Source organism: Glycomyces sambucus (genome assembly GCF_900102815.1).
Taxonomy (GTDB): Bacteria; Actinomycetota; Actinomycetes; order Mycobacteriales; family Micromonosporaceae; genus Glycomyces; species Glycomyces sambucus.
In genome coordinates, this window is sequence record NZ_FNGF01000001.1 from 22,382 (window position 1) to 41,394 (window position 19,013).

Here is a 19,013-nt window from a genome sequence, read left to right on the forward strand (position 1 = left end):
GCGTGGGCGGTGCCGGCCTCGGCACCGCCCACGCGATCGCGTGCCTCACACGTGCGGCGCGAGGTCACGGGCCGCTGACGAATCGGGCAGCAGCACTTGGAACGTGGCGCCGCCGCCCGGAGTGGCCGACAACCGCACGCAACCGCCGTGGGCGGTCACGATCGCCACCACAATGGACAGGCCGAGGCCGGAGCCGCCTTCGTCGGTACCGCGGCGCCGTGCACGGCCCTGGTCGAGGCGGAAGAGTCGCTCGAAGATCGCCTCCGCGTGCTCGGGCGCGACACCCGGTCCGGTGTCGGCCACTTCGATGACGGCGGCGGGGAAGGACGGGGAATCCCCGATCTGCGCGAGCCACGGCGTATCCGGCTCGGGTCCGCGGCCGATCCGGACGGTGATGTCGCTTCCAGAAGGCGTGTGCCGCAACGCGTTCGCAACGAGGTTGGTGACGACCTGGCGCAACCGGGGCTCGTCGCCTTGAAGCTCGACCGCGTCGAGGAACTCGTCGTCACCGCCGATGAGCGGCTCGAGGGCGATGAACCGGTCCGGTTCGCGCAGATGCGCGGCGCCGATGACGTCGGCCGCGATGCCGAGCAGGTCGACCTGTCCGAACTGGAGCGGCCGTTCGCGGTCGAGGGCCGCCAGGAGCATGAGGTCGTCCAGCAGCAGCCCCATGCGGCGGGCCTCGGCTTCGATCCTGCCGATGGTCTCGTCCAGGACGGGGCCGATCGGCACCCCGCCGCGGTGGTACAGCTGCGCGAAGCCCTTGATGGACGTCAGCGGTGTGCGCAGTTCGTGCGAGGCGTCGGCGAGGAACTGGCGCAGGCGCCCCTCGGACGCGGTGCTGGCGTCGAGCGCGGACTGGATGCGGGTGAGCATGGTGTTCAGCGCCAGGCCCAGCCGGCCGGTCTCGGTGTGCGGGTCGCAGTCGGCCACCCGCTCGGCGAGCCGCCCGTCGGCGATCGCCGCGGCCGTGGACTCCATGCGGTCCAGGGGGCGCAGGCCGGCTCTGACCACCCAGAAGGCGCCGCAGGCGAGGAGTCCGAGGATGGCGAGCGTGACGGCGCCGCCGATGAGCAGCAGGCTCTCGGTGGCGGCCTCGACCTGGTCGGCGGAGAGCGCGAGGACGGCGAAGCCGCTGTCGTCCGGAGCGGTGACCACCAGGACCCGCCACGCGTGCCCGTCGTCGTCGGTCACGGTGCGCGACTCGCCAGACGCCGCTCGCTCCGCCAGGTCACCGAGGTCGGTCAGGGCGGCGGGCTCCGACTCGGTCCGGGCCTCGCCGATCGCGTACTGGTACTCCCCCGCGGCGTCGTACGCGTAGACGCGCGGGTTGTCGGGCATGTCGGCCGCTCTCGCGCTCAGCGGGAAGGACTCGTCCGGCGGCGTGCGCGGCAAGGGCATCTCGCCGCTGAGCTCCGCCGCTCCCCGGAGCTGGTCGTCGATGCGCTGGGTCAGGACGTTCTGCAGGAGCGCGGTGGCCGTCAGCATGGCGAGTGCGAGCGCCAGCCCGCAGATGCCGACGATCGTGACGGTCATGCGGGAGCGGATCGTCCAGAACCGCCAGCGCCGGGGAAGCGGCGGCTTCCTCACCGCGGGAGCCGCAGCGCGTAGCCGAAGCCGCGGATCGTCTGGATGAGCGGCGCTCCGCCCGCGTCGATCTTCCTGCGCAGGTAGTACACGTAGGACTCGACGATGCGCCCGTTGCCGCCGAAGTCGTAACCCCAGACGCGGTCGAGGATCTGGTCCTTGCTGACGACCTTCCCCGCGTTGACCATCAGGTAGTGGAGCAGGCGGAACTCCGTCGGCGAGAGCTGGACGGGCCGCTTCGCCCGGCGCACTTCGTGCAGTGCCTCGTCGAGTTCGAGATCGGCGTACCGCAGCACCTGCTCGTCCCGCGGCACGGCGATCTTCGAACGCCGCAGGATCGCCTGGACCCGGAGGATGACCTCTTCGAGGTCGAACGGCTTGGTGACGTAGTCGTCGGCGCCGACGGTCAGTCCGGCGACCCGGTCGCGCACCGAGTGGCGGGCGGTGAGGAACAGGACCGGCAGCTCCGGGAGGTCCGCGTGGAGCCGCTTGGCGACCTCGAAGCCGTCCAGGTCCGGCAGCATCACGTCGAGGACGACCAGGTCGGGGCGAAACGACTCGGCGGCACGGAAGCACTCGGCGGCGTCGGTGGCGACCACGACGTCGAAACCGGTCAGGCGCAGGGTCGCCGACAGGAGCGCCCCGATGTTCTCCTCGTCGTCGACGACGAGGATCCGCGACTTCGCGGCGGCCTGATCCGCACCTCCGTACATCCCGGTGACGGCGGCCGCGGAGCCGGAGTTGGCGTCGGTCATCGTCCCTCCCTCGCGCGGTTCGGGTCGCGCGACGGAGGTGACGACTCGCTCGTGGCGGCAGGATCGTGCCGGTTCGGCAGGGCGCTGGACTGGTGCATGACCTGATCGTGGCACCGGTGACTGAATGCGGCCTCAGTCCCAACTCAAAGATCGCTCAATGATGCGGCTCCCACGCGCCTTCGAGCGGGTTCCGAGCCGCTTCTGGTACTCGCGGGCCTTCAGGATCAGGAGACGGGCAGACCCCCGAGCCCGGCGGCGAGTCCCAGGCCGGCGCAGACGCCGAGCACGCGCAGGACCGGCCACTTCAGGACGAACACCAGGACCAGGGCGACGACGGTGATCGTGAGCGCGACGGGCTGGAGGGAGGCGAGTTCGGGGAGGGTGAAGTGGAGCGGTCCGGCGTCGACGTCCCGGCTGTCGGTGAAGAGGGTGTTGAGGGCGAAGAAGAGGGCGAGGTTCGCGATGACGCCGACCACGGCGGCGGTGATGCCGGTGAGGGCCGCCGAGAGCTTCCGGTTGTCGCGGAGTCGCTCGATGTAGGGGGCGCCGAGGAAGATGAACAGGAAGCAGGGCACGAACGTCACCCACGTGGTGAGGAGTGCGCCGAGGACGCCTGCGGCCCAGGGGTTGAGATCGCCGGGATGGTGGTAGGCGCCGAGGAAGGCGACGAACTGGACGACCATGATGAGCGGCCCCGGCGTGGTCTCGGCCAGGGCCATGCCTTTGACCATGTCGGTGGCCGAGAGCCACGCGTAGTGCTCGACGGCCCGTTGGGCGACGTAGGCGAGGACGGCGTAGGCGCCGCCGAAGGTGACCACGGCGGTGCCGGAGAAGAACAGCCCCTGGGCGGTGAACACCGAGCCGGTGCCCGTCCACAGTGCGACCGCGATCACCGGTGCGGCCCAGAGGATCAGGCCGACGGCGATGATGCGGATCGCGCGCTTGGCGCTGGGGGCGTCGTGGTGGAGGACGTCATCGGCGATGAGCGGGGCCGGGCCGTCGTCGGCCTTGCCGTGGCCGCCGTGCTTCAGCACGCCGGGCTTCCAGCGCCCGATCGCCCATCCGGCGAGAGCGGCCGCGGCGATGACGATCGGGAACGGGATACCGAACAGCGCCAACGCGATGAAGGCGGTCGCTGCGAGTGCGATCAGCAGCGGGTGGGACAGGGCGCGCGTGCCGACGCGGTGGACGGCTTGGGCGACGATCGCGACCACGGCGGGCGCGAGCCCGGCGAAGAGGGCGGTGACGATCGTGGTGTCGCCGAAGGCGACGTAGACGATCGAGAGGATGAGCAGAGCGAGCATGCCGGGGATGACGAACAGGATGCCGGCAGCCAAGCCGCCCCGAACGCCGTTGAGGAGCCAGCCGACGTAGATGGCGAGCTGCTGGGCTTCGGGGCCGGGCAGGAGCATGCAGTAGTTGAGGGCGTGGAGGAACCGCTGCTGGCCGATCCAGCGGCGCTCGTCGACGAGGGTGCGCTGCATGACGGCGATCTGCCCGGCCGGGCCGCCGAAGGTCTGGAGCGAGATCAGGAACCAGGCGCGGAGTGCGGTCCGGAACGGGACGGCGTCGCCTGGGACGACGGGCGGGTCCGGTACGGCGGCGGGGCCGGTGCGGTCGGCTTCGGTGCTCATGGGCAAGGGGTCCTTCGCGTCTCAGGCGGGTTCGCGGCCGAGGAGGGTGGCGCGCCGGTAGTACTCGTAGAGGCCGTCGAACAGGGGAGCGGTGAGGGCGACGGTCTGCTCGTCGTCGCCGACCATGGACAGGGCGCGCAAGGCGATGTCGATGCCGTGGGCTTCCGGGACGTCGAACCGCTCGTCGTCGAGGTCGGCTTCGTGGACGGTCTGGGCGAGGCGCCACAGCACCGGGTCGGTCAACTCGTAGCGGCGCAGGATGGTCTCGAACGTGCAGTCGCCGCCCTGGTGGCCCAGGTCGACGCCGCGCATGTCGAACGGCGTCGCCTCCTCGGGGACGTCGGCGGGGTCGGCGACGAACACGAACTCGGCGTCGGGGTCGACGGCCCGGCGGATGAGCCAGATGCACGCGGCCCGGTCGATGTGAATGCCCGCGCGCGTCGCCCACTTCACGACTCCACCGCCTCGGCCGCGCTGGTGTCCTGGAGGCCGGCGACCGCGAGGCGCGCCTGCTCGCGCTCGGACGGCGGGAAGTAGTCGCGGCGGTTGATGCGCCGGAGTTCGGACCGCAGCCGCCGCGCCACGGCGGCCCGCTCGGCCTCGGGCAGCTCGACGGCGGCCGCGGCCGCCCCGAGGACCGCTCGGTACTCCGCGGCCCGGGCCTCGGCCATGCCTGAGGCGAGCTCGCGCTCCTGCGCGGCCGCGGCGGGCCGGGCGATCCAGATCGCCGCCGACCCGCCGCCTTGGACGGCTTCGTCGGCGATCCACTCCAGATGCTCCCGGGTCCTGGCATCGGCCGGCAACGCGACCAGCCCATCGGAGATCTGCGCGACCCCGAGCCGCTTGAGCTTGCGCCACAACGCGATCCGCGGACTCGACGGCTCCCGCGGCATCCGGTACGACAGCAGCACCCACTCGCCCGATGAAGACTCGCCAACACTCATGTAACCATGGTTGCATGAAACCATGGTTACATCAAGCGTGGGCTGCGAACCCTCGGTTCGCGACCCGGCTCGAGCTCCACGGGATCGCCGCCGTCGGCGCAGGTCGGCCACGAGGCGGGTCGGTCTCAAGGGCCGGCATCCGCGCGATCGGCGCGGCGGTCCGCGGGCCGGTCCTCTTCTCCGAGACCCTGGCACTCGCCAAGGCGCTCTGGCCACCGCCCGGGTCGGCGTAAATCGTTGAACGCGGACGGAATCGGTCCTGGTTCGGCATGATCATCGCGGTGTCATGTTCCGTGAGAAAGGACCAGCAATGACCGCAACGCCTCCTGTCCCGGCCGGCTCGAACACGGTGAACCCGTTCATCGTGGCCGAGGGCGCCGCCGCGCTGATCGCGTTCCTGATCGAGGTGTTCGGGGCCGAGGACGTCCCCGAGGCCCGCACCCTGGACACCGACGGGCTCATCCTCCACGCCGAGCTGCGCATCGGCGACTCGCTGCTCACCGTGGCCGACCGCAAGCCCGACTGGCCGTTCACGCCCGCGCTCACCCGCATCTACGTCGACGACGTCGCGGCGGTGCTCGACCGCGCCGAGAAGCTCGGCGGGCGCGTGCTCACCCGGCCGACCGACTTCTTCGGCGACACCCTCGCCCGGTTCCAGGACCCCGCGGCGAACCTGTGGTGGGTCTACCAGCACGCACCCGAGGCCGTACAGGACTGGTCGGCCGACGCGGCGGGCGAGGGCGAGTGGCAGGCCGACGGCGATGAGGCCGCGGACTGGAGCAGCTTCACCACGCCCGAACTGGAGTACATCAACACCAGCCTGAACGAGGCGATGCGCGGCCTCACCGACCCGCGTACCGCCTGACGACCGGCTCGCGGCACTGGACCGTCACCCCCTCGGGTCACCGGTCCAGTGCCGCGAGCATGCGCTGCAGCGACTCCCGGAGCTCGGCGCGGTCGCCCTCGGCGATCTCGACCCGGTATGAGGTACCGGCCGGGAGCCAGGACAGGCCGTAGGCGATGTCGCGAGCGCTTTCGCCGCCGACCGGCCAGCGCGTGCGCTCGGGGCCGTCGGCCTGCGCACCCTGGGCCCACTCACCGAACTCCGCGGTGAACTCGGCGAGCGGCATGTCGACGACCGCGACCGCGTCCCGGGAGCGCGGGCCCCAAGTGCGGGAGACGGTGACGAGCGCGTCGACCCGCTCGGGCGGCAGCTCCCGGGGCGCGAAGCCGACACGCAGGTGCTCGACCTCCCCCACGCGGTCGACGCGGAAGGTCCGCCAGTCGGCGCGATGGAGGTCCCAGCACACCAGGTACCAGTGCCCGGCGGCCGGGACGAGCGCGTGCGGCTCGACGCGCCGCTCCTGCCTCTCACCTCCCGCAGGCGTGTACGCCAGGCGTACGCGTTCGCGGTCGCGGCATGCCAGCGCAAGGTCGGTGAGCACCTCGGTGGCGACCCCGCCGGTCCCCGGCGAGTGCCGCAGCGCGGGGGCGAGGGCGCTCACGCGGCGGCGCAGTCGAGGAGGGAGGACCTGTTCGAGCTTGGCCAGGACCGACAGCGCGGACTCGGCGCCGCGCCGCAGGCGCCCGGCGGCGACCAGGCGCAGGCCGACGGCGATGGTGACGGCCTCCTCATCGGACAGCAGCAGCGGCGGCATCGACGCGCCCGCTTCGAGGCGGTAGCCGCCGTGGGCGCCTGTAGTGGAGTCGATGCGGTAGCCGAGGTCGCGCAGGCGCTCGACGTCGCGGCGCACGGTCCTGACCGTGACGCCCAGGCGCCCGGACAGTTCGGGCGCGGACCAGTGCCGGTGGGCCTGGAGCAGGTTCAGCAGCGCGAGCGCGCGGCCGGTCGAGTCGGACATGATCCGATTCTGCCGTACAACGAGGACAGGAACGGTCCTGGTTCGCTTCTACGCTGGCCGGACCGGCCCTACCGGACCGGTTTCCGTCGACGCAAGGAGCATCATGACCATTCTCGTCACCGGGGCGACCGGCACGGTCGGACGCCATCTCGTGGAGCAGCTGTCCGGTGCGGGGCACCGGGTGCGGGCGCTGACACGCGACGCCTCGCGGGCCCGGTTCGCACCGGACGTGGAGGTCGTCGAGGGCGACCTGACCGATGCCGCGAGCCTGCGCGCGGCATTCGCGGGCGCGACGGCCGCGCATCTGATCACCTTCGGCGGCGACGACGGCGCGGACCTGTCCAACGGGCACGAGCTCGTCGCCCTGGCCGCCGAGTCGGGAGTGGGGCGGGTGTCGGTGCTCAGCGGGTGGGCACCGACCTCGGTCGAGGCGGCGTTGCGGGCCTCCGCGATCGGGTGGACGCTGCTCGCACCCGTCGAGTTCATGTCCGGCGCGCTCGAATGGGCCCCGGAGGTCAAAGACAGCGGCACCGTGAGCACCCTGGCGACGTTCGCGAGCGCGGTCGTGCACGAGGCGGACATCGCCGCGGTCGCCGCCACGGCGCTGACCGAGGACGGGCACGCGGGTAGGACCTACCACCTGACCGGGCCCGAAGCGCTCACCCCGCAGGATCGGGTGCGCCTGCTCGCCGAAGCGCTCGGCCGCGACATCGCCTACGTGCACTTGACCGAGGACCAGGAGCGCGAGCGCCTGCGCGCGTTCGGCTATCCGCAGGACTACGTCGAGTTCGGCATCCAGCTCGCGACGAACCCGCCCGCGCAGGCCGGCGACGTCCACGACACCGTCGAAGCCGTCACCAAGCACCCGGCCCGCACCTTCGCCCAATGGGCGGCCGAGCACACCGACCACTTCCGCGCCTGAGGAACCCGACCGGCCTCGCCCCGCCACGAGAGGCGGGGCCGTGTCCGATCGCCGCGGAGCCAGTCGTGCAGCGGTCATGGCGGCTCTGCACTTGCCGCGGGGCTGGTTCGTCGGCTTACGCTGGTGGGGTGGAGCCTGATGCGGTGGTGAGTGATTCCGGGGTGCGCGAGTGTGCGATCGCGGACGCGCTCGAGGTGATCGGTGACCGCTGGTCGCTGCTGGTGATCAGGGAGATCAGTTACGGGACGCGGCGGTTCAACGACTTCCAGGAGCGGACCGGGGCGCCCAGGCAGATCCTCGCGGCGCGGTTGAAGAAGCTCGAGGCCGCCGGCGTCATCGAGCGGCGTCCGTACTCCGAGCACCCGCCTCGGTTCGAGTACCTGCTCACCGAGGCCGGGCTGGCGCTGACCCCGGTGCTGCGGGCCTTGCGGTCGTGGGGCGAGGAGTACGCCCGGCCCGCCGGGGGCGAGTAGACCGCCCCGCAGTGGACGCCGAGCCGCACGGGCACTACAGTTCCAAGTGAGTTCGATAATCGAACTCTGTTTGTCGGTTGCGGCTCGGCCAAGGGGAGCGTCATGAAGCAGCGAACGGTCGACCACGTCGTCGCCGTGACCGGGATCGGTGCCCTCGCACCGGGCGGCATCGGTGCCCGGGCGTTCTGGGATGCCTTGTTCGCGGTCCCCCGGCACCGGCCGGTCCGGTCGGTCGAGGGCTTCGATCCGTCCATGTGGCTCGGCTTCAAGGACGCCAAGCGCCTGGACCGGGTCTCGCAGATGGCCGTTGCCGCCGCCGACGAGGCGCTGCGGGACGCGGGCCTGCTCGCGCACCCCGACGCCGGCCCCGCGACCCCGGACGGTACGGCGCTCCTGGCCGGGATCGATCCCGAACGGACCGCCGTCAGCCTCGGCACCGGCATCGGCGGCGTGGCGACCCTCGAGGCGCAGATGGGAGTGCGCGAGCGGCGCGGGAACCGCCTGGTCTCTCCGTTCACCGTGCCGATGACCATGCCCAACGCCCCCGCCGCGGCCTTGAGCCTGCGGTACGGCCTGCGCGGGAGCGCGCAGACGATCACGACCGCATGCGCCTCCGCGACCGACGCGATCGCCGCCGGCGCCCGCCTCATCGCCGAAGGCCGCGCCGACCTGGTGGTCACCGGCGGCGCCGACCACAGCCTCACCCCCACCTGCATCGCCGGGTTCCGCAACATGCGCGCGCTCAGCCCGACCGGCGTCTCGCGGCCCTTCGACACCGGCCGCGACGGGCTCGCCGCCTCCGAGAGCGCCGGCGTCCTCGTGCTCGAACCGCTGGCGGCCGCGCTCGATCGCGGCGCCCGCGTCTACATGACCGTGCTCGGCGCGGGCTCGTCCTCGGACGCCCACCACATCACCTCACCGGCCCCGCACGGGGCAGGCGCGCTGCGCTGCATGACCGAAGCGCTCGACGACGCCGACCTGCGTCCCGGGGACATCGCCCACGTCAACGCCCACGGCACCTCGACCCCGGCCGGCGACCTCGCCGAAGCACAGGCCCTGGCGGCGCTGTTCGGTGCGCACCGGCCCCCGGTCACCAGCATCAAGGGCGTCACCGGGCACTCCTTCGGCGCCGCGGGCGGCATCGAGGCCGTCGCGGTCGCTCTGACCATCGCCGGCCGCACCCTCCCGCCGACGATCGGCCACGAACGCGCCGGCGAGGGCATCGAAGCCGACATCGTCACCGCGCCGCGAGACTGGACCCCGGGCCCGGTGATCTCCAACAGCTTCGGCTTCGGCGGCCACAACGCCTCGGTCGTCTTCGGCCCCGCGCCCGCGGCCTGAACCGCGAGCCTCGCTCAGGAGATCGGTTCGAGCAGCGGGCGCGGCGTGTCGATGAGCGCCGAGACCGGATCCTCGGCGGGCGCGCCCGCGTCGAACCCCGGACCGGGCTCGACCAGGAGGTCCGGCGCCGGTACGTCGCGACCGCACGCCGCGCAGCGCCCGCCGGCGTCGACGAGCCCGCCGTCGGCCGCGTGCCGGAACGACCTCCGCGGCCCCTGGGGTGAGTAGAAGGCGTCGCCCCAGCCCATGAGGGCCCGCAGCACCGGCCACAGCTCGCGGCCCTTGCCGGTGAGGCGGTACTCCAAGGCGCCCTGCTCGTCCTTGCCCCGCTCCATGACGCCTTCCGCGACGAGGGTCTTGAGACGGTCGGTCAGCACCGCCCGCGGTACCCCGAGCTGCACCGCGAAGTCGCCGTACCGGCGCACCCCGTAAAAGGCGTCGCGGACGATCAGGAGCGTCCACCGCTCGCCGACGACCTCGAGCGCGCGGGCGATCGAGCAGTTCCGGTCCCGGTAGGTGCTGGGCAGTGTCATGGCACCAGCATACTCGCGCAGTTCAGTGATTGAACTACCGTGCTACGCTGGACCAGTTCAGTCACTGAACTAGTGATTTCCAGTTCGAGCGAAAGGCACCGCCATGTACCAGTTCCTCGTCGCCTTCACCGTCGAGCCCGACCGGCGCGACGACTTCGTCGCAGCCGCGCTCAAGACCGGCCGCGACTCCCTCGCCGACGAACCCGGCTCCATCCGCTTCGAAGTCCTCGCCGATGAAACCGACCCGAACCGCTTCTACCTCAACGAGGTCTATCGGGACCTCGACGCCCTCAACGCCCACGCCGCGGGCCCCCACTTCGCGGCGTTCTTCGCCGAGGCCACCGCCTACGCCCAGGGCCCGGAATGGCTCATGAAAGGCCGGCTCGTCACCCGGCCCGCAGTCGAGACGGCACGGTAGTCCGGTCTTCGCACCCGCGGTCGCCGGCGCGCATATTCCGAACCCGAGACGTCAGCGGCCATCGAATCGATGCCCGCTGACGAGCACCACCGAATCCGTCCGCGCGGGTCCGGAGTGTTCGGGTCAGTAGCCCACAGTGAACCGGCGCTGGACGTGCCGCGCGGTCTCGGCTTCGTCGACCGCGGCCATCGCCAAGTCCTCGAGGCTGATGTCACTGCTGCCGTCCTCACGCACCAGGAGCCGGTCGCCGCCGACGCGGAAGCGGCCGGTCCGCTCTCCCGGCCGGATGAGGCCGGCCGACGGGCTGATGTAGGTCCACCGCCGGTTCGAAGTGCGGTAGACCGCCAGCGCCTCGACACCGGCCCTGATGGCGTTCACGTACTCCACGGGCACGCCGAGCGCTTCCGGCAGGCCCGCCGCGAAGCCCTCAGCGTCGACGACCATCAGGCCGGGGGCCACTTCCAGGCTTCCGGCGCCGCCCATGACGATGAGCCGGACCGCCGGGTGCGTTTCGAGCGCTTTCACCATTGCCGTTGCGGCCCTGGGGAGGACGTCGGCGTTGGCGATGGTGTCGGAGATGCCCCGTCCAGCGTTGATCGCCAGGACGACGACGTCGAGTCCGCCGATGGCATCGGCGATGCTCACCGGGTCGAGGACGTCGGCGACGGCCCAGCGCACCGATGCACCGTCCCGTCCGAGGCGGGCCGGGTCGCTGGTGAAGGCGGTGACCTGGTGTCCGCGCTCCACCGCTTCGAGGACGATCTGACCTCCGATGGCGCCTGTGGCGCCGAATACTCCGATGTGCATTGCGGGTCTCCGTTCTCGCTCTCGTAACGATATTCAACGACGATCAGATATTGAACGCCGTGTAGTTTCTATACGGAGCTTAGTTTCCGCACGGGGTATGCTGTCAACGTGACGAACACGACTCCGACGCGGCGCGAACAACTCCGGCTCGACACCACGGCCGAGATCAAGCGGGTCGCGCTGGTGCTCCTGGCCGAGGGCGGGCCGGACGCGATCGCGCTCCGGGCCATCGCCCGCCGGATGCGGATGACGGCCGGAGCGCTGTACAGCTACTACGCGACCCGCGACGACCTCATCACCGCGCTCACCCGCGACATGTACACCTCCCTGGTGGACCGGACGGAGGCAGCGCGCGACGCGCACCCGGCCGGCGCGCCCGCCGCGCGGCTGCTCGCATGGGGCGAGGCGTTCAGGTCGTGGGCGGTCGACCACCCCGCCGGGTTCCGGCTCGTCTACGGCGACCCGGTCCGCGGCTACCGTGCCCCCGAAGGCGGCGCCGCCCCCGAGGCCGCGTCACGGGCCTGCGCCGGACTGACCGGCCTCGTCGCCGCAGCCTGGCCGCTCCCGAACCGAGGACCCGAGGACGACTACGACTGGGACGACTTCGACCCCGGCCTGGCCGCCCTGGTCAAGGAGAAGTTCCCGAACCTCCCGCCCGCCGCAGTCGCGCTCGCCCTGCGAGTCTGGGGCCGGATGCACGGACTGGTCGCCCTAGAGGTCTACGGCCACTTGCGATCCCAGGCCAAGGACCCCGCACGGCTCTACCGGGCCGAACTCCGCGACCTGACCCGCTCCCTCGGTCTCGACACCTAAGGCGCCGAAGACGGGAAAGACGACGCTCGTGGCCGTCAAGCGACGGACGTCGAGTTTGCGCGGCTCCCGTGCCGCGAGGCAGATGCCGGCATTCCCCATGCCGCCCAGGCCCCCTCGCGAACCCTGAAGGCCACCAGCATCGCCGACACCACGGCCACACGCACGGACGGCCCCAGGGTATTGACGCACATCGGTGAATGCACTATTCCTATAGGAGAACTCTGCTTTAAGAGAGGAAGTGCCCCATGAGCAGTGAGTCCCCCTCCGGCGATGCCCCCGCCACCGCAACGCCCGACCCCGACGAACCCCGTCCGCGCGCGTTCAACGAGGACTGGGCCGCGGTCGTCGTCGGCCTCGCCCTCCTCGCCCTCGTCCTGATCGGCGCCATCCCCGAAGGAGTGATCCCCTAATGGCCACCGAGAACGCCGACGCCCAGGCCGCCGCGGAGCCCGCCGCCCCCGCGACCTCCGAGACGGCCGCCCTCACCGACACCGCCCCCGCCACCCGCGCACCCTGGGGCTTCATCGCTCTCGGCGTGCTCATCGTGCTCATCCTGGGCGCGGTCACCCGCTTCCTCGAACAGCACGTCCCCGAATGGGCCGCCGGCACCGCCTTCGCCGAGGTCGCCGCCGCCGTCGAGTACCCCGTCTACGCGATCGTCCTCGGCCTCCTCGGCGGCCTCGTCATCACCCTGACCGGCCTGCGCGACAAGGTCGCCGACGGCTTCCGCACCGAGTTCTTCATCAAGACCGGCCTCGTGCTCCTCGGCGCCTCCATCAACCTGTCCGTCATCGCCCGCGCCGCGGGTCCCGCGATCGCCCAGGCGCTCATCGTGGTCCCCACCGTCTTCCTGTTCACGTGGTGGCTGGCCGGACGCCTCGGCCTCGACGAGAAGCTGCGAGCGCTCCTGTCCTCGGCCGTCTCGATCTGCGGCGTCTCCGCCGCCATCACCGCCGCGGGCGCCGTGCGCGCCCGCCGCGAGCAGCTCGCCTACACCGCGAGCCTCGTCATCCTCTTCGCCCTGCCCTCGATCTTCCTGCTGCCGTGGCTCGCCGACGTCCTCAACCTGTCCACCCCCGTGGCGGGCGCCTGGATCGGCGGCAACATCGACACCACCGCCGCGGTCGCCGCCGCCGGCGCGCTCGTCGGCGAGGAGGCCCTCCAGATCGCCGCGGTCGTCAAGAGCACCCAGAACGTCCTCATGGGACTCGTGGCCGTCGCCCTCACCGCGTACTTCACGTACCGAGTCGAGCGCACACCCGGCTCGGCCCGCCCCGGCCTCGGCACACTGTGGACGCGCTTCCCGAAGTTCGTCCTCGGCTTCATCCTCGCCTCGGTCGTCGCCACGATCTACCTCAACCAGGTCGGCGACGCCGGAGCCGACACCATCGGCGTGGTCAACGACCTGCGCACCTGGTTCCTCATCCTCGCCTTCGTCTCCATCGGCCTCGAATTCCGCCTCACGCGCCTGCGCGAGGCCGGATGGAAGCCCATCGCCGTCTTCGGCGGCGCCGCCGTGTTCAACCTGGCCTTGGCCCTGCTGCTCGCGTCGCTCCTGTTCCGCGGCTTCGAAGCCTGACCCCGCGGCGGGCCGGCCACTCCCAGGACCGGCCCGCCGACCGGAAACGACAGCCCCCTGGACGCGAGCACATCAGGCGCGCCACCGATGCCGGGGCCGGAGTGATCACGGTGACCCCGTGCGCGTGTTTGCGGGCCCTCCAGCGACGGTATACATCGATATCACTCGATTCCAGGAGTCTCGTTCACCTCCTGGATCGCCGTCGTCGACGACGTCGCCGCCTTCAAGAGAGGCCAGATCATGCTCGTCCAGCACCTCCCGGTTCCGTCGACCCCCACCAGGGCCGATGAGTTCACTCCCCTGCTCGCCCAGCTCCAGGGCCTGGCGGACGGGGACCCGCGCGCAGGTCTGGTGCGCGAGGAGGTCGTCATCGCCGCCGTGCCGCTGCTCCACCACATCGCCTACCGGTTCACCGGGCGCGGCCTGCCCCAGGACCAGCTGCTCGAGATCGCCGCAGCCGCCCTGAACGCCGCCGTCGACCGCTTCACCCAGGCCCGCAGCGGCGACTTCCTCGCCTACGCCGTGCCCCGCATCGCCGACGAACTCCGACGCCGCTGCCACACCGAATCCTGAACACCCAAGACGCGAACCCCGCCGCCACCGCGCGACCGCGGACCCGAGCGCTTTTGTCGCTCCGGGTCGCGTCTGCACCGACACCATCGACAAAACAGGGTCGGTCACCCCCACCGGCCGTCCCGAAGGCCCCATCAAACCTGCATAGCAAAACAGGCCGAACCTTTGCAGGTTCGACCTGTTTCCGATCTCTTGAGAGATCACATGGTCGCCCTAAGTCGTGCTTATTTGAACCTGAACCCCCAGCTCACGGGCCTACTCGAACGCCTCCAAGGCCCGTGGCCCGCCCGCGGCCCCGAAACCGGGCCCGTGACCCCCGACTCCCCCGACGACCAGCCCGACGTCGCCTACCCGCCAGCGCCGCCACGAGCGCTCCGCACACGCTTCTCCCCCACCGAGCGGGCCGAACTGATCGCCGCCTTCAACGCCGGCACCACCCAGAAGATCCTTGCCGCGAAGTACGGCATCAGCCCCACTTCCATCAAACGCCTCGTCCACGGATCCTCCAACCGACCCCAAGCCACCGCCAACCGCCTCACCCCCGAACAACGCGTCGCCATCGCCGCCATGCACGCGACCACCGGCATCACCAAGGCCGAACTCGCCCGCACCTACGGCGTCGGCCTCAGCACCATCAAACGCATCCTCCGCGAGCATCGAGGAGCATGACTGCGGAGCCTCCGCCTACCGCTCCCCGCCAGGCGCATCGGACCAGAGTGCACCGATCATCTGTAGTAGTCGGGCTTCATCTGAGTCGGGGTCATCCATTCTGACTGTTTGGATGTCAGCGAGAGCACCTACAAGCGTCACCTCGGGAAAATCTGCAGACTCCATTTCCTGTTCGACCTGGTCGAACAGGATCGTGAGCACAGATTCCTTCCTTGGGTGCCACTGTCCCTCGATGATGCTGCGCTGGACGGCCTCAAGTTCATCACGCACAGAGGGTGTCGCCTCGCCCCACTGCTGGGCCCGTCGCCGGTGAAGAACGGACATCCATGAGAGGTGCACGAGTTTGCCAAGGACCGCCGTCGCGGGCTGGCCGGCGCCCATCTCCGCCACTTGCAATCCTGCAGCTGTTGCGTAAGCATGCGCAACACCGGGGGAAGTCGGAAAGTACGGCTGCGGTCCGAGGCGTGCGACCTGGATGCCTCCGACACTAACCTCGTCACCCACCCGCGGCGCGACTATCACATTCGCTTCAAGCTGCCTCCTCAAACTGTCATCAAACCGTTCAGCTGCCGCCAGTGCGGTATGCCAGGCGCCGAGAGGCATCGTCACGAGGAAGGCGAGGTCTTCAATCCCAAAGCGAGTCTGCTCTGGAAGATGAAGAACCTGGATTTCCCGCTCCGGCACCTCGACGAAGACTGCGTCGAGGATCGCTGTTTGTCGATCGATCACTCTACTTTCAGATGTCTCGAGGAATTCGTGCACGGCGCGCTCGTCGTCAAGTCGCAACCGCTTGAATTCAGATGGGTCACGTAGGGACGCCGCAGCCAGCACAGACAAGAGCGTGAATCGCTCGATGAGCGTCTCTGGAATCGGTTCGCCGAGGTCAGAGAGTATCGGCGCACCAACCTGCCGTGCCTTGCTCAAGCGGTTGGCGGCGTCCTTCAGAGTTTTTGCCAGCGCCGACCTCGGAGTGTCGCGGACGATAGCGCCAAGTGCAACGGTGGCGTGCGCAAGTGACGTCGCGGTGGGATCTGGCTGTCTTTCGCGTGCGTCTGCCTTCGCATGCGAAGGGGAAGGCCATCGTCAAGGGCTGGTGGTTCGGGTTGCAGCATGTTCGCTTGTCGCTGGACTGCGTCAACCTTCGTGGCCCATTCGCTGCGGCGGCGGACGTTGTCGGTGGTCTTCAGGCGGTAGGGCGCTTCAGCGGCAAGTGCGAGAAGTTCAGCACCGAGGCGGGCTTCCTCGGTCAGGAGTTCGGTCCAGGTTTCGGCCGCGGCGAGCCGGCGCAGGGCGGCGCAGAACCCGACGTTGCGTCGAACTCCGGTGCGTTCTGCCCTGACCGTTGAGGAAATCAGGCGCCGCGCGGGCTCGTAGCCGTCAGCCATGAATGGCCTGCCCGACGGCGAGTAGGTGCGTACTCCTACCGCGGGCGCGTCTGGGCAGGCGGAGGCGATTCGGTTGGATAGAGCTATGGCGATTGCTTCGAGCGTATCTGCGTTGGGATGCTCATCCGGTTCCCAGGATAGTGAGTCACTGATGGTCTCAATCTCGCTGGCTTGGAGGATGGAAACGTGGGGAACGTCGTCTTCCATCGCGATGGCGAACGCCCAGCGTTCCGCCTTTGCGACTATGTTGGCGCGATGCTCAATCGATCCGAGTGCGGTGGCTGCGGTGTCGCGGGGAAGCAGATGGAAAAGCGCTTCCGTGAGGCGGGCCCAGTATGCTGCCTCGGCACGGTTGGAGGGCAGCGAGAAGTGTCGGTGCACCTGTTCGATCTGGGTTTGCTCAAGGGGCACAGTGCCGGCGAGTGCTTCGAGCAACCGCACCACGTCCACCAGACCAGCGTTCTGTGCCAGTTCGGCGATGTTGTTGGCGTTGAGTGCCGAGGACAGTTCGACCAGGACCTCCTCAGATCGCTCCGGCATGGCTCGGACGAGAGGGCTGAGGGCTAGTCTGATGACTCGTGAATTGGCGTCATTGGCCTCGGCAAGCGTGCCTTGCCGCTTGATTGCATATGCAAAGGAAGCGGCGGTATCAATCGACCAGCCTTCCGGGAGCTCGGCGGTGAATACTCGCAGGCAGGCGCGGGCGTAGATGAGATTGTCGGCTCGCTCCGCGCCTTCGAGGAGTTCGGCAAGCGTCGCCGCATCCAGGTTCGGCGACCTGCGGAGGTGCTCAGCGAGCGCGCCCGCTACGTAGGGTGCCGAACGCGGGAAGCGCTCCGCGGTTCGTCGCAGTAGCCAACTCGCTTCGCTGGTGGTCACAATCCGTGCCACCTCAGCAAGCGTTTCACCGAACGAGGGAGGCGGTGCATCATGGAGCTGCTCGGTGAGCGTGCGAGAGCGCAGCTCGTGAAGGCCACGCCAGGTGTCTCCGTCGAGGACGATGAGATGCTCTCCTCGGAGGACTCGGAGGGCGTCGCTAAGATCCTCGGCTGACACGCTGGGCGCGAACGCGGCCTTGATCGTTTCGACAGGGAGGGCGAAGCCGAGACTGTGAGCTCCCGTGATCAACCGTGCTGCACGGCGTTGCAGTTCGCGGCCTGGTTCACGGAGGCCAGCCGCCTGTTCGGACAGGATGAGCTGCAGTCGCTGGCCTTTGAGTAGCAGCGCAAGGTACTCCATCAGATGTCCCTCGCAGCGCTGGAAGGCTTCGGCCGAAGCCATCGCCGACGGCAGTCCTGCCGTATTCAATCGTTGTGCGATTCGCTGGGCGGTCTGGTCATCGAGCATGGGCCGGACGATCTGCGCGGCACCACGTGCCAGTCGTGGATGGAAATCCTCGGCGCGGCATGCGCCAAACAGAATGACTCCAGGCAGCTCTCGAAGCCCGCTCACCACGTCGGGCCAGTGTTCCATGTGCGGTCGGCCAAGATTGTCAGCGACGACGATGACCGGCGACTGCACCGTCGGTCTCGCCAGCTGAACATGGCGAATCAAGAGCGACACGTCCTCGTCGCTCCTGACTCGCCGAACCCGGACTATCCGCGATCCAAGCACCGCGTCACGCGCGGCACGCCAAAGGAGAACCGACTTCCCGCAGCCGGACGGCCCGACCACGAGCGCACACCGTTGATCCTGGGCAGCTTCGACCATAAGGGTCATTTCGCGAGGACGAAGAACATCGAGGTCGGCCGCAATGTGGCCGGGGGCCCCATCCACACCGAGGTAAAACTGGTCGGGCCGAACACCGGAGTCGGTAATGAAGTCCGCCGATCCGCATACTCCAGCAGCAACCGCCGCGTCGAGTCCTGCGACATCGACGGTCGACTGAATCTGCTCGATCAAGGTGTCGATGTCGCCAGGGGCAATAGCCACGGCATTGGCCCGAGGTCGGGAGCGCTGCTCGGCGGCGGCAGCATGAAGTTGCGCATAGAGCTCGCTGACAACCAAGGTCGCTACCGACGGATGGATCCCTGAACTGGTCCGCAGGAGTAGCTCACTTGAGGCTCGCAGGTTCCATGGCAGACGGACAAGATGCGTCTGTGCCACGAGCCGGTTCGCGAGCTGAGGGTCAATATCCCTGCTGATGAGCAGTTCGATCAGCCCATCGCGCGCGGTCGAGGGGGTGCTCAGGGTCTCATCCCATTCAGTGAAGGAGAGGCCCGACCCCAGCTCGCCATCGGTGACGAGCACAATCGATCGCACATCGACGTACCTGCCGGCCTTGGCGGCGTGTGCCAGGACATCGGCGACTTCTGAGGCCGGCATGGTGCCTGCTCCGGCGCCCTTCTCCTTGACCTGCAAGAGGACCCGTGAGCCGCTGGAAGTGAGGCAATCGATGTCCTCGTATCCCTCGGGCACAATCCGGGTGAAGTCACGCTCGCCAGCATGCGCCTCGATAGCCAGGTGAGCGGTGACAGCGATCTGCCAGGTCACACCTGCGACATTGCGGGCGCCCTGCCGCAAACTCATCCACAACGCGTCGGCATCGGCGCCTTCGCTCAAGGCCGGTGGGGCGGCCGAGTTCGAATCTATTTGCGGCCGGCGGGGGCGTTTGGGCTTGCGCGGTGGCTTCACCACGAGCGTCTCCATTCAACTGGCTCCGCTATTTTCGGGCTTCCCTATGTCCGCCATCTCCGGTTACCAGACTAGGAAATCCTC

20 protein-coding genes are annotated in these 19,013 nt (G+C 69.6%); 10 read left to right on the forward strand and 10 right to left on the reverse strand.

What is annotated here, in order from left to right; translation table 11 throughout:
* Positions 1-45: 45 nt before the first annotated feature.
* The 5 genes from BLS99_RS00115 to BLS99_RS00135 form a co-directional block, all read right to left on the reverse strand.
* Positions 46-1,536 (reverse strand): sensor histidine kinase, encoded by a 1,491-nt coding sequence (locus BLS99_RS00115; protein WP_091041477.1) that lies wholly within the window; start codon positions 1,534-1,536, stop codon positions 46-48.
* A 50-nt stretch (positions 1,537-1,586) separates the two neighbouring features.
* Positions 1,587-2,300 (reverse strand): response regulator transcription factor, encoded by a 714-nt coding sequence (locus BLS99_RS00120; RefSeq protein ID WP_091044615.1) that lies wholly within the window; start codon positions 2,298-2,300, stop codon positions 1,587-1,589.
* 266 nt (positions 2,301-2,566) lie between these two features.
* Positions 2,567-3,976: a chromate efflux transporter gene (gene chrA, locus BLS99_RS00125; protein WP_091041480.1), complete on the reverse strand. Its 1,410-nt coding sequence runs from the start codon at positions 3,974-3,976 to the stop codon at positions 2,567-2,569.
* A gap of 21 nt (positions 3,977-3,997) precedes the next feature.
* Positions 3,998-4,429, reverse strand: coding sequence for a chromate resistance protein ChrB domain-containing protein (locus BLS99_RS00130; protein ID WP_091041483.1), 432 nt, complete (start codon positions 4,427-4,429; stop codon positions 3,998-4,000).
* Positions 4,426-4,920: a Chromate resistance protein ChrB gene (locus BLS99_RS00135; protein WP_091041486.1), complete on the reverse strand. Its 495-nt coding sequence runs from the start codon at positions 4,918-4,920 to the stop codon at positions 4,426-4,428. Before BLS99_RS00135 ends, BLS99_RS00130 begins: the two co-directional genes overlap by 4 nt.
* Before the next feature lie 310 nt (positions 4,921-5,230).
* Between BLS99_RS00135 and BLS99_RS00140 the strand changes: the two genes are divergently transcribed.
* Complete coding sequence (locus BLS99_RS00140) at positions 5,231-5,785, forward strand: VOC family protein (protein WP_091041489.1); 555 nt, start codon at positions 5,231-5,233, stop codon at positions 5,783-5,785.
* A 37-nt stretch (positions 5,786-5,822) separates the two neighbouring features.
* Here the strand turns inward: BLS99_RS00140 and BLS99_RS00145 are convergent, their stop codons facing one another.
* On the reverse strand, positions 5,823-6,782 hold the full coding sequence (locus tag BLS99_RS00145; RefSeq protein ID WP_091041493.1) for a helix-turn-helix transcriptional regulator: 960 nt from the start codon (positions 6,780-6,782) through the stop codon (positions 5,823-5,825).
* A gap of 103 nt (positions 6,783-6,885) precedes the next feature.
* On the opposite strand from BLS99_RS00145, the gene BLS99_RS00150 reads away from it, so the two are divergent.
* The 3 genes from BLS99_RS00150 (at position 6,886) to BLS99_RS00160 (ending at position 9,518) form a co-directional block, all read left to right on the forward strand.
* Entirely contained in the window at positions 6,886-7,704 is an 819-nt protein-coding gene (locus BLS99_RS00150) for an NAD(P)H-binding protein (protein ID WP_091041497.1), read from the forward strand.
* A gap of 128 nt (positions 7,705-7,832) precedes the next feature.
* Positions 7,833-8,177 carry a winged helix-turn-helix transcriptional regulator gene (locus BLS99_RS00155; protein WP_218126123.1) on the forward strand — a complete coding sequence of 115 codons (345 nt, stop codon included), beginning with the start codon at positions 7,833-7,835 and terminating at the stop codon, positions 8,175-8,177.
* Between the two features lie 102 nt (positions 8,178-8,279).
* Entirely contained in the window at positions 8,280-9,518 is a 1,239-nt protein-coding gene (locus BLS99_RS00160; RefSeq protein ID WP_091041504.1) for a beta-ketoacyl-[acyl-carrier-protein] synthase family protein, read from the forward strand.
* 14 nt (positions 9,519-9,532) lie between these two features.
* Here BLS99_RS00160 and BLS99_RS00165 read toward each other — a convergent pair whose 3' ends face one another.
* Entirely contained in the window at positions 9,533-10,051 is a 519-nt protein-coding gene (locus tag BLS99_RS00165) for a winged helix-turn-helix transcriptional regulator (RefSeq protein WP_091041507.1), read from the reverse strand.
* A gap of 103 nt (positions 10,052-10,154) precedes the next feature.
* Between BLS99_RS00165 and BLS99_RS00170 the strand changes: the two genes are divergently transcribed.
* The gene (locus BLS99_RS00170; RefSeq protein ID WP_091041511.1) at positions 10,155-10,469 is read left to right on the forward strand and encodes a putative quinol monooxygenase; all 315 of its coding nucleotides are present in this window, start codon (positions 10,155-10,157) and stop codon (positions 10,467-10,469) included.
* Between the two features lie 123 nt (positions 10,470-10,592).
* Here the strand turns inward: BLS99_RS00170 and BLS99_RS00175 are convergent, their stop codons facing one another.
* Positions 10,593-11,276, reverse strand: coding sequence for an NAD(P)-dependent oxidoreductase (locus BLS99_RS00175; RefSeq protein ID WP_091041514.1), 684 nt, complete (start codon positions 11,274-11,276; stop codon positions 10,593-10,595).
* 108 nt (positions 11,277-11,384) lie between these two features.
* Between BLS99_RS00175 and BLS99_RS00180 the strand changes: the two genes are divergently transcribed.
* The 5 genes from BLS99_RS00180 (at position 11,385) to BLS99_RS00195 (ending at position 14,910) form a co-directional block, all read left to right on the forward strand.
* The gene (locus BLS99_RS00180; RefSeq protein WP_091041518.1) at positions 11,385-12,089 is read left to right on the forward strand and encodes a TetR/AcrR family transcriptional regulator; all 705 of its coding nucleotides are present in this window, start codon (positions 11,385-11,387) and stop codon (positions 12,087-12,089) included.
* A gap of 245 nt (positions 12,090-12,334) precedes the next feature.
* Entirely contained in the window at positions 12,335-12,499 is a 165-nt protein-coding gene (locus BLS99_RS25915) for a hypothetical protein (RefSeq protein WP_176953139.1), read from the forward strand.
* Positions 12,499-13,668, forward strand: a complete 1,170-nt coding sequence (locus BLS99_RS00185) for a YeiH family protein (RefSeq protein ID WP_091041522.1) — start codon at positions 12,499-12,501, stop codon at positions 13,666-13,668. The genes BLS99_RS25915 and BLS99_RS00185 overlap by 1 nt, the downstream gene beginning before the upstream one ends.
* A 240-nt stretch (positions 13,669-13,908) precedes the next feature.
* A complete protein-coding gene (locus tag BLS99_RS00190) occupies positions 13,909-14,241 on the forward strand; it encodes a sigma factor (protein WP_091041526.1) in 333 nt (110 codons plus the stop codon).
* Between the two features lie 309 nt (positions 14,242-14,550).
* Positions 14,551-14,910 carry a hypothetical protein gene (locus BLS99_RS00195; RefSeq protein ID WP_091041530.1) on the forward strand — a complete coding sequence of 120 codons (360 nt, stop codon included), beginning with the start codon at positions 14,551-14,553 and terminating at the stop codon, positions 14,908-14,910.
* A gap of 15 nt (positions 14,911-14,925) precedes the next feature.
* Here BLS99_RS00195 and BLS99_RS25455 read toward each other — a convergent pair whose 3' ends face one another.
* Entirely contained in the window at positions 14,926-15,834 is a 909-nt protein-coding gene (locus tag BLS99_RS25455; RefSeq protein WP_143034621.1) for a hypothetical protein, read from the reverse strand.
* A 17-nt stretch (positions 15,835-15,851) separates the two neighbouring features.
* Positions 15,852-18,944: a hypothetical protein gene (locus tag BLS99_RS25460; protein WP_143034622.1), complete on the reverse strand. Its 3,093-nt coding sequence runs from the start codon at positions 18,942-18,944 to the stop codon at positions 15,852-15,854.
* Positions 18,945-19,013 lie beyond the last annotated feature (69 nt).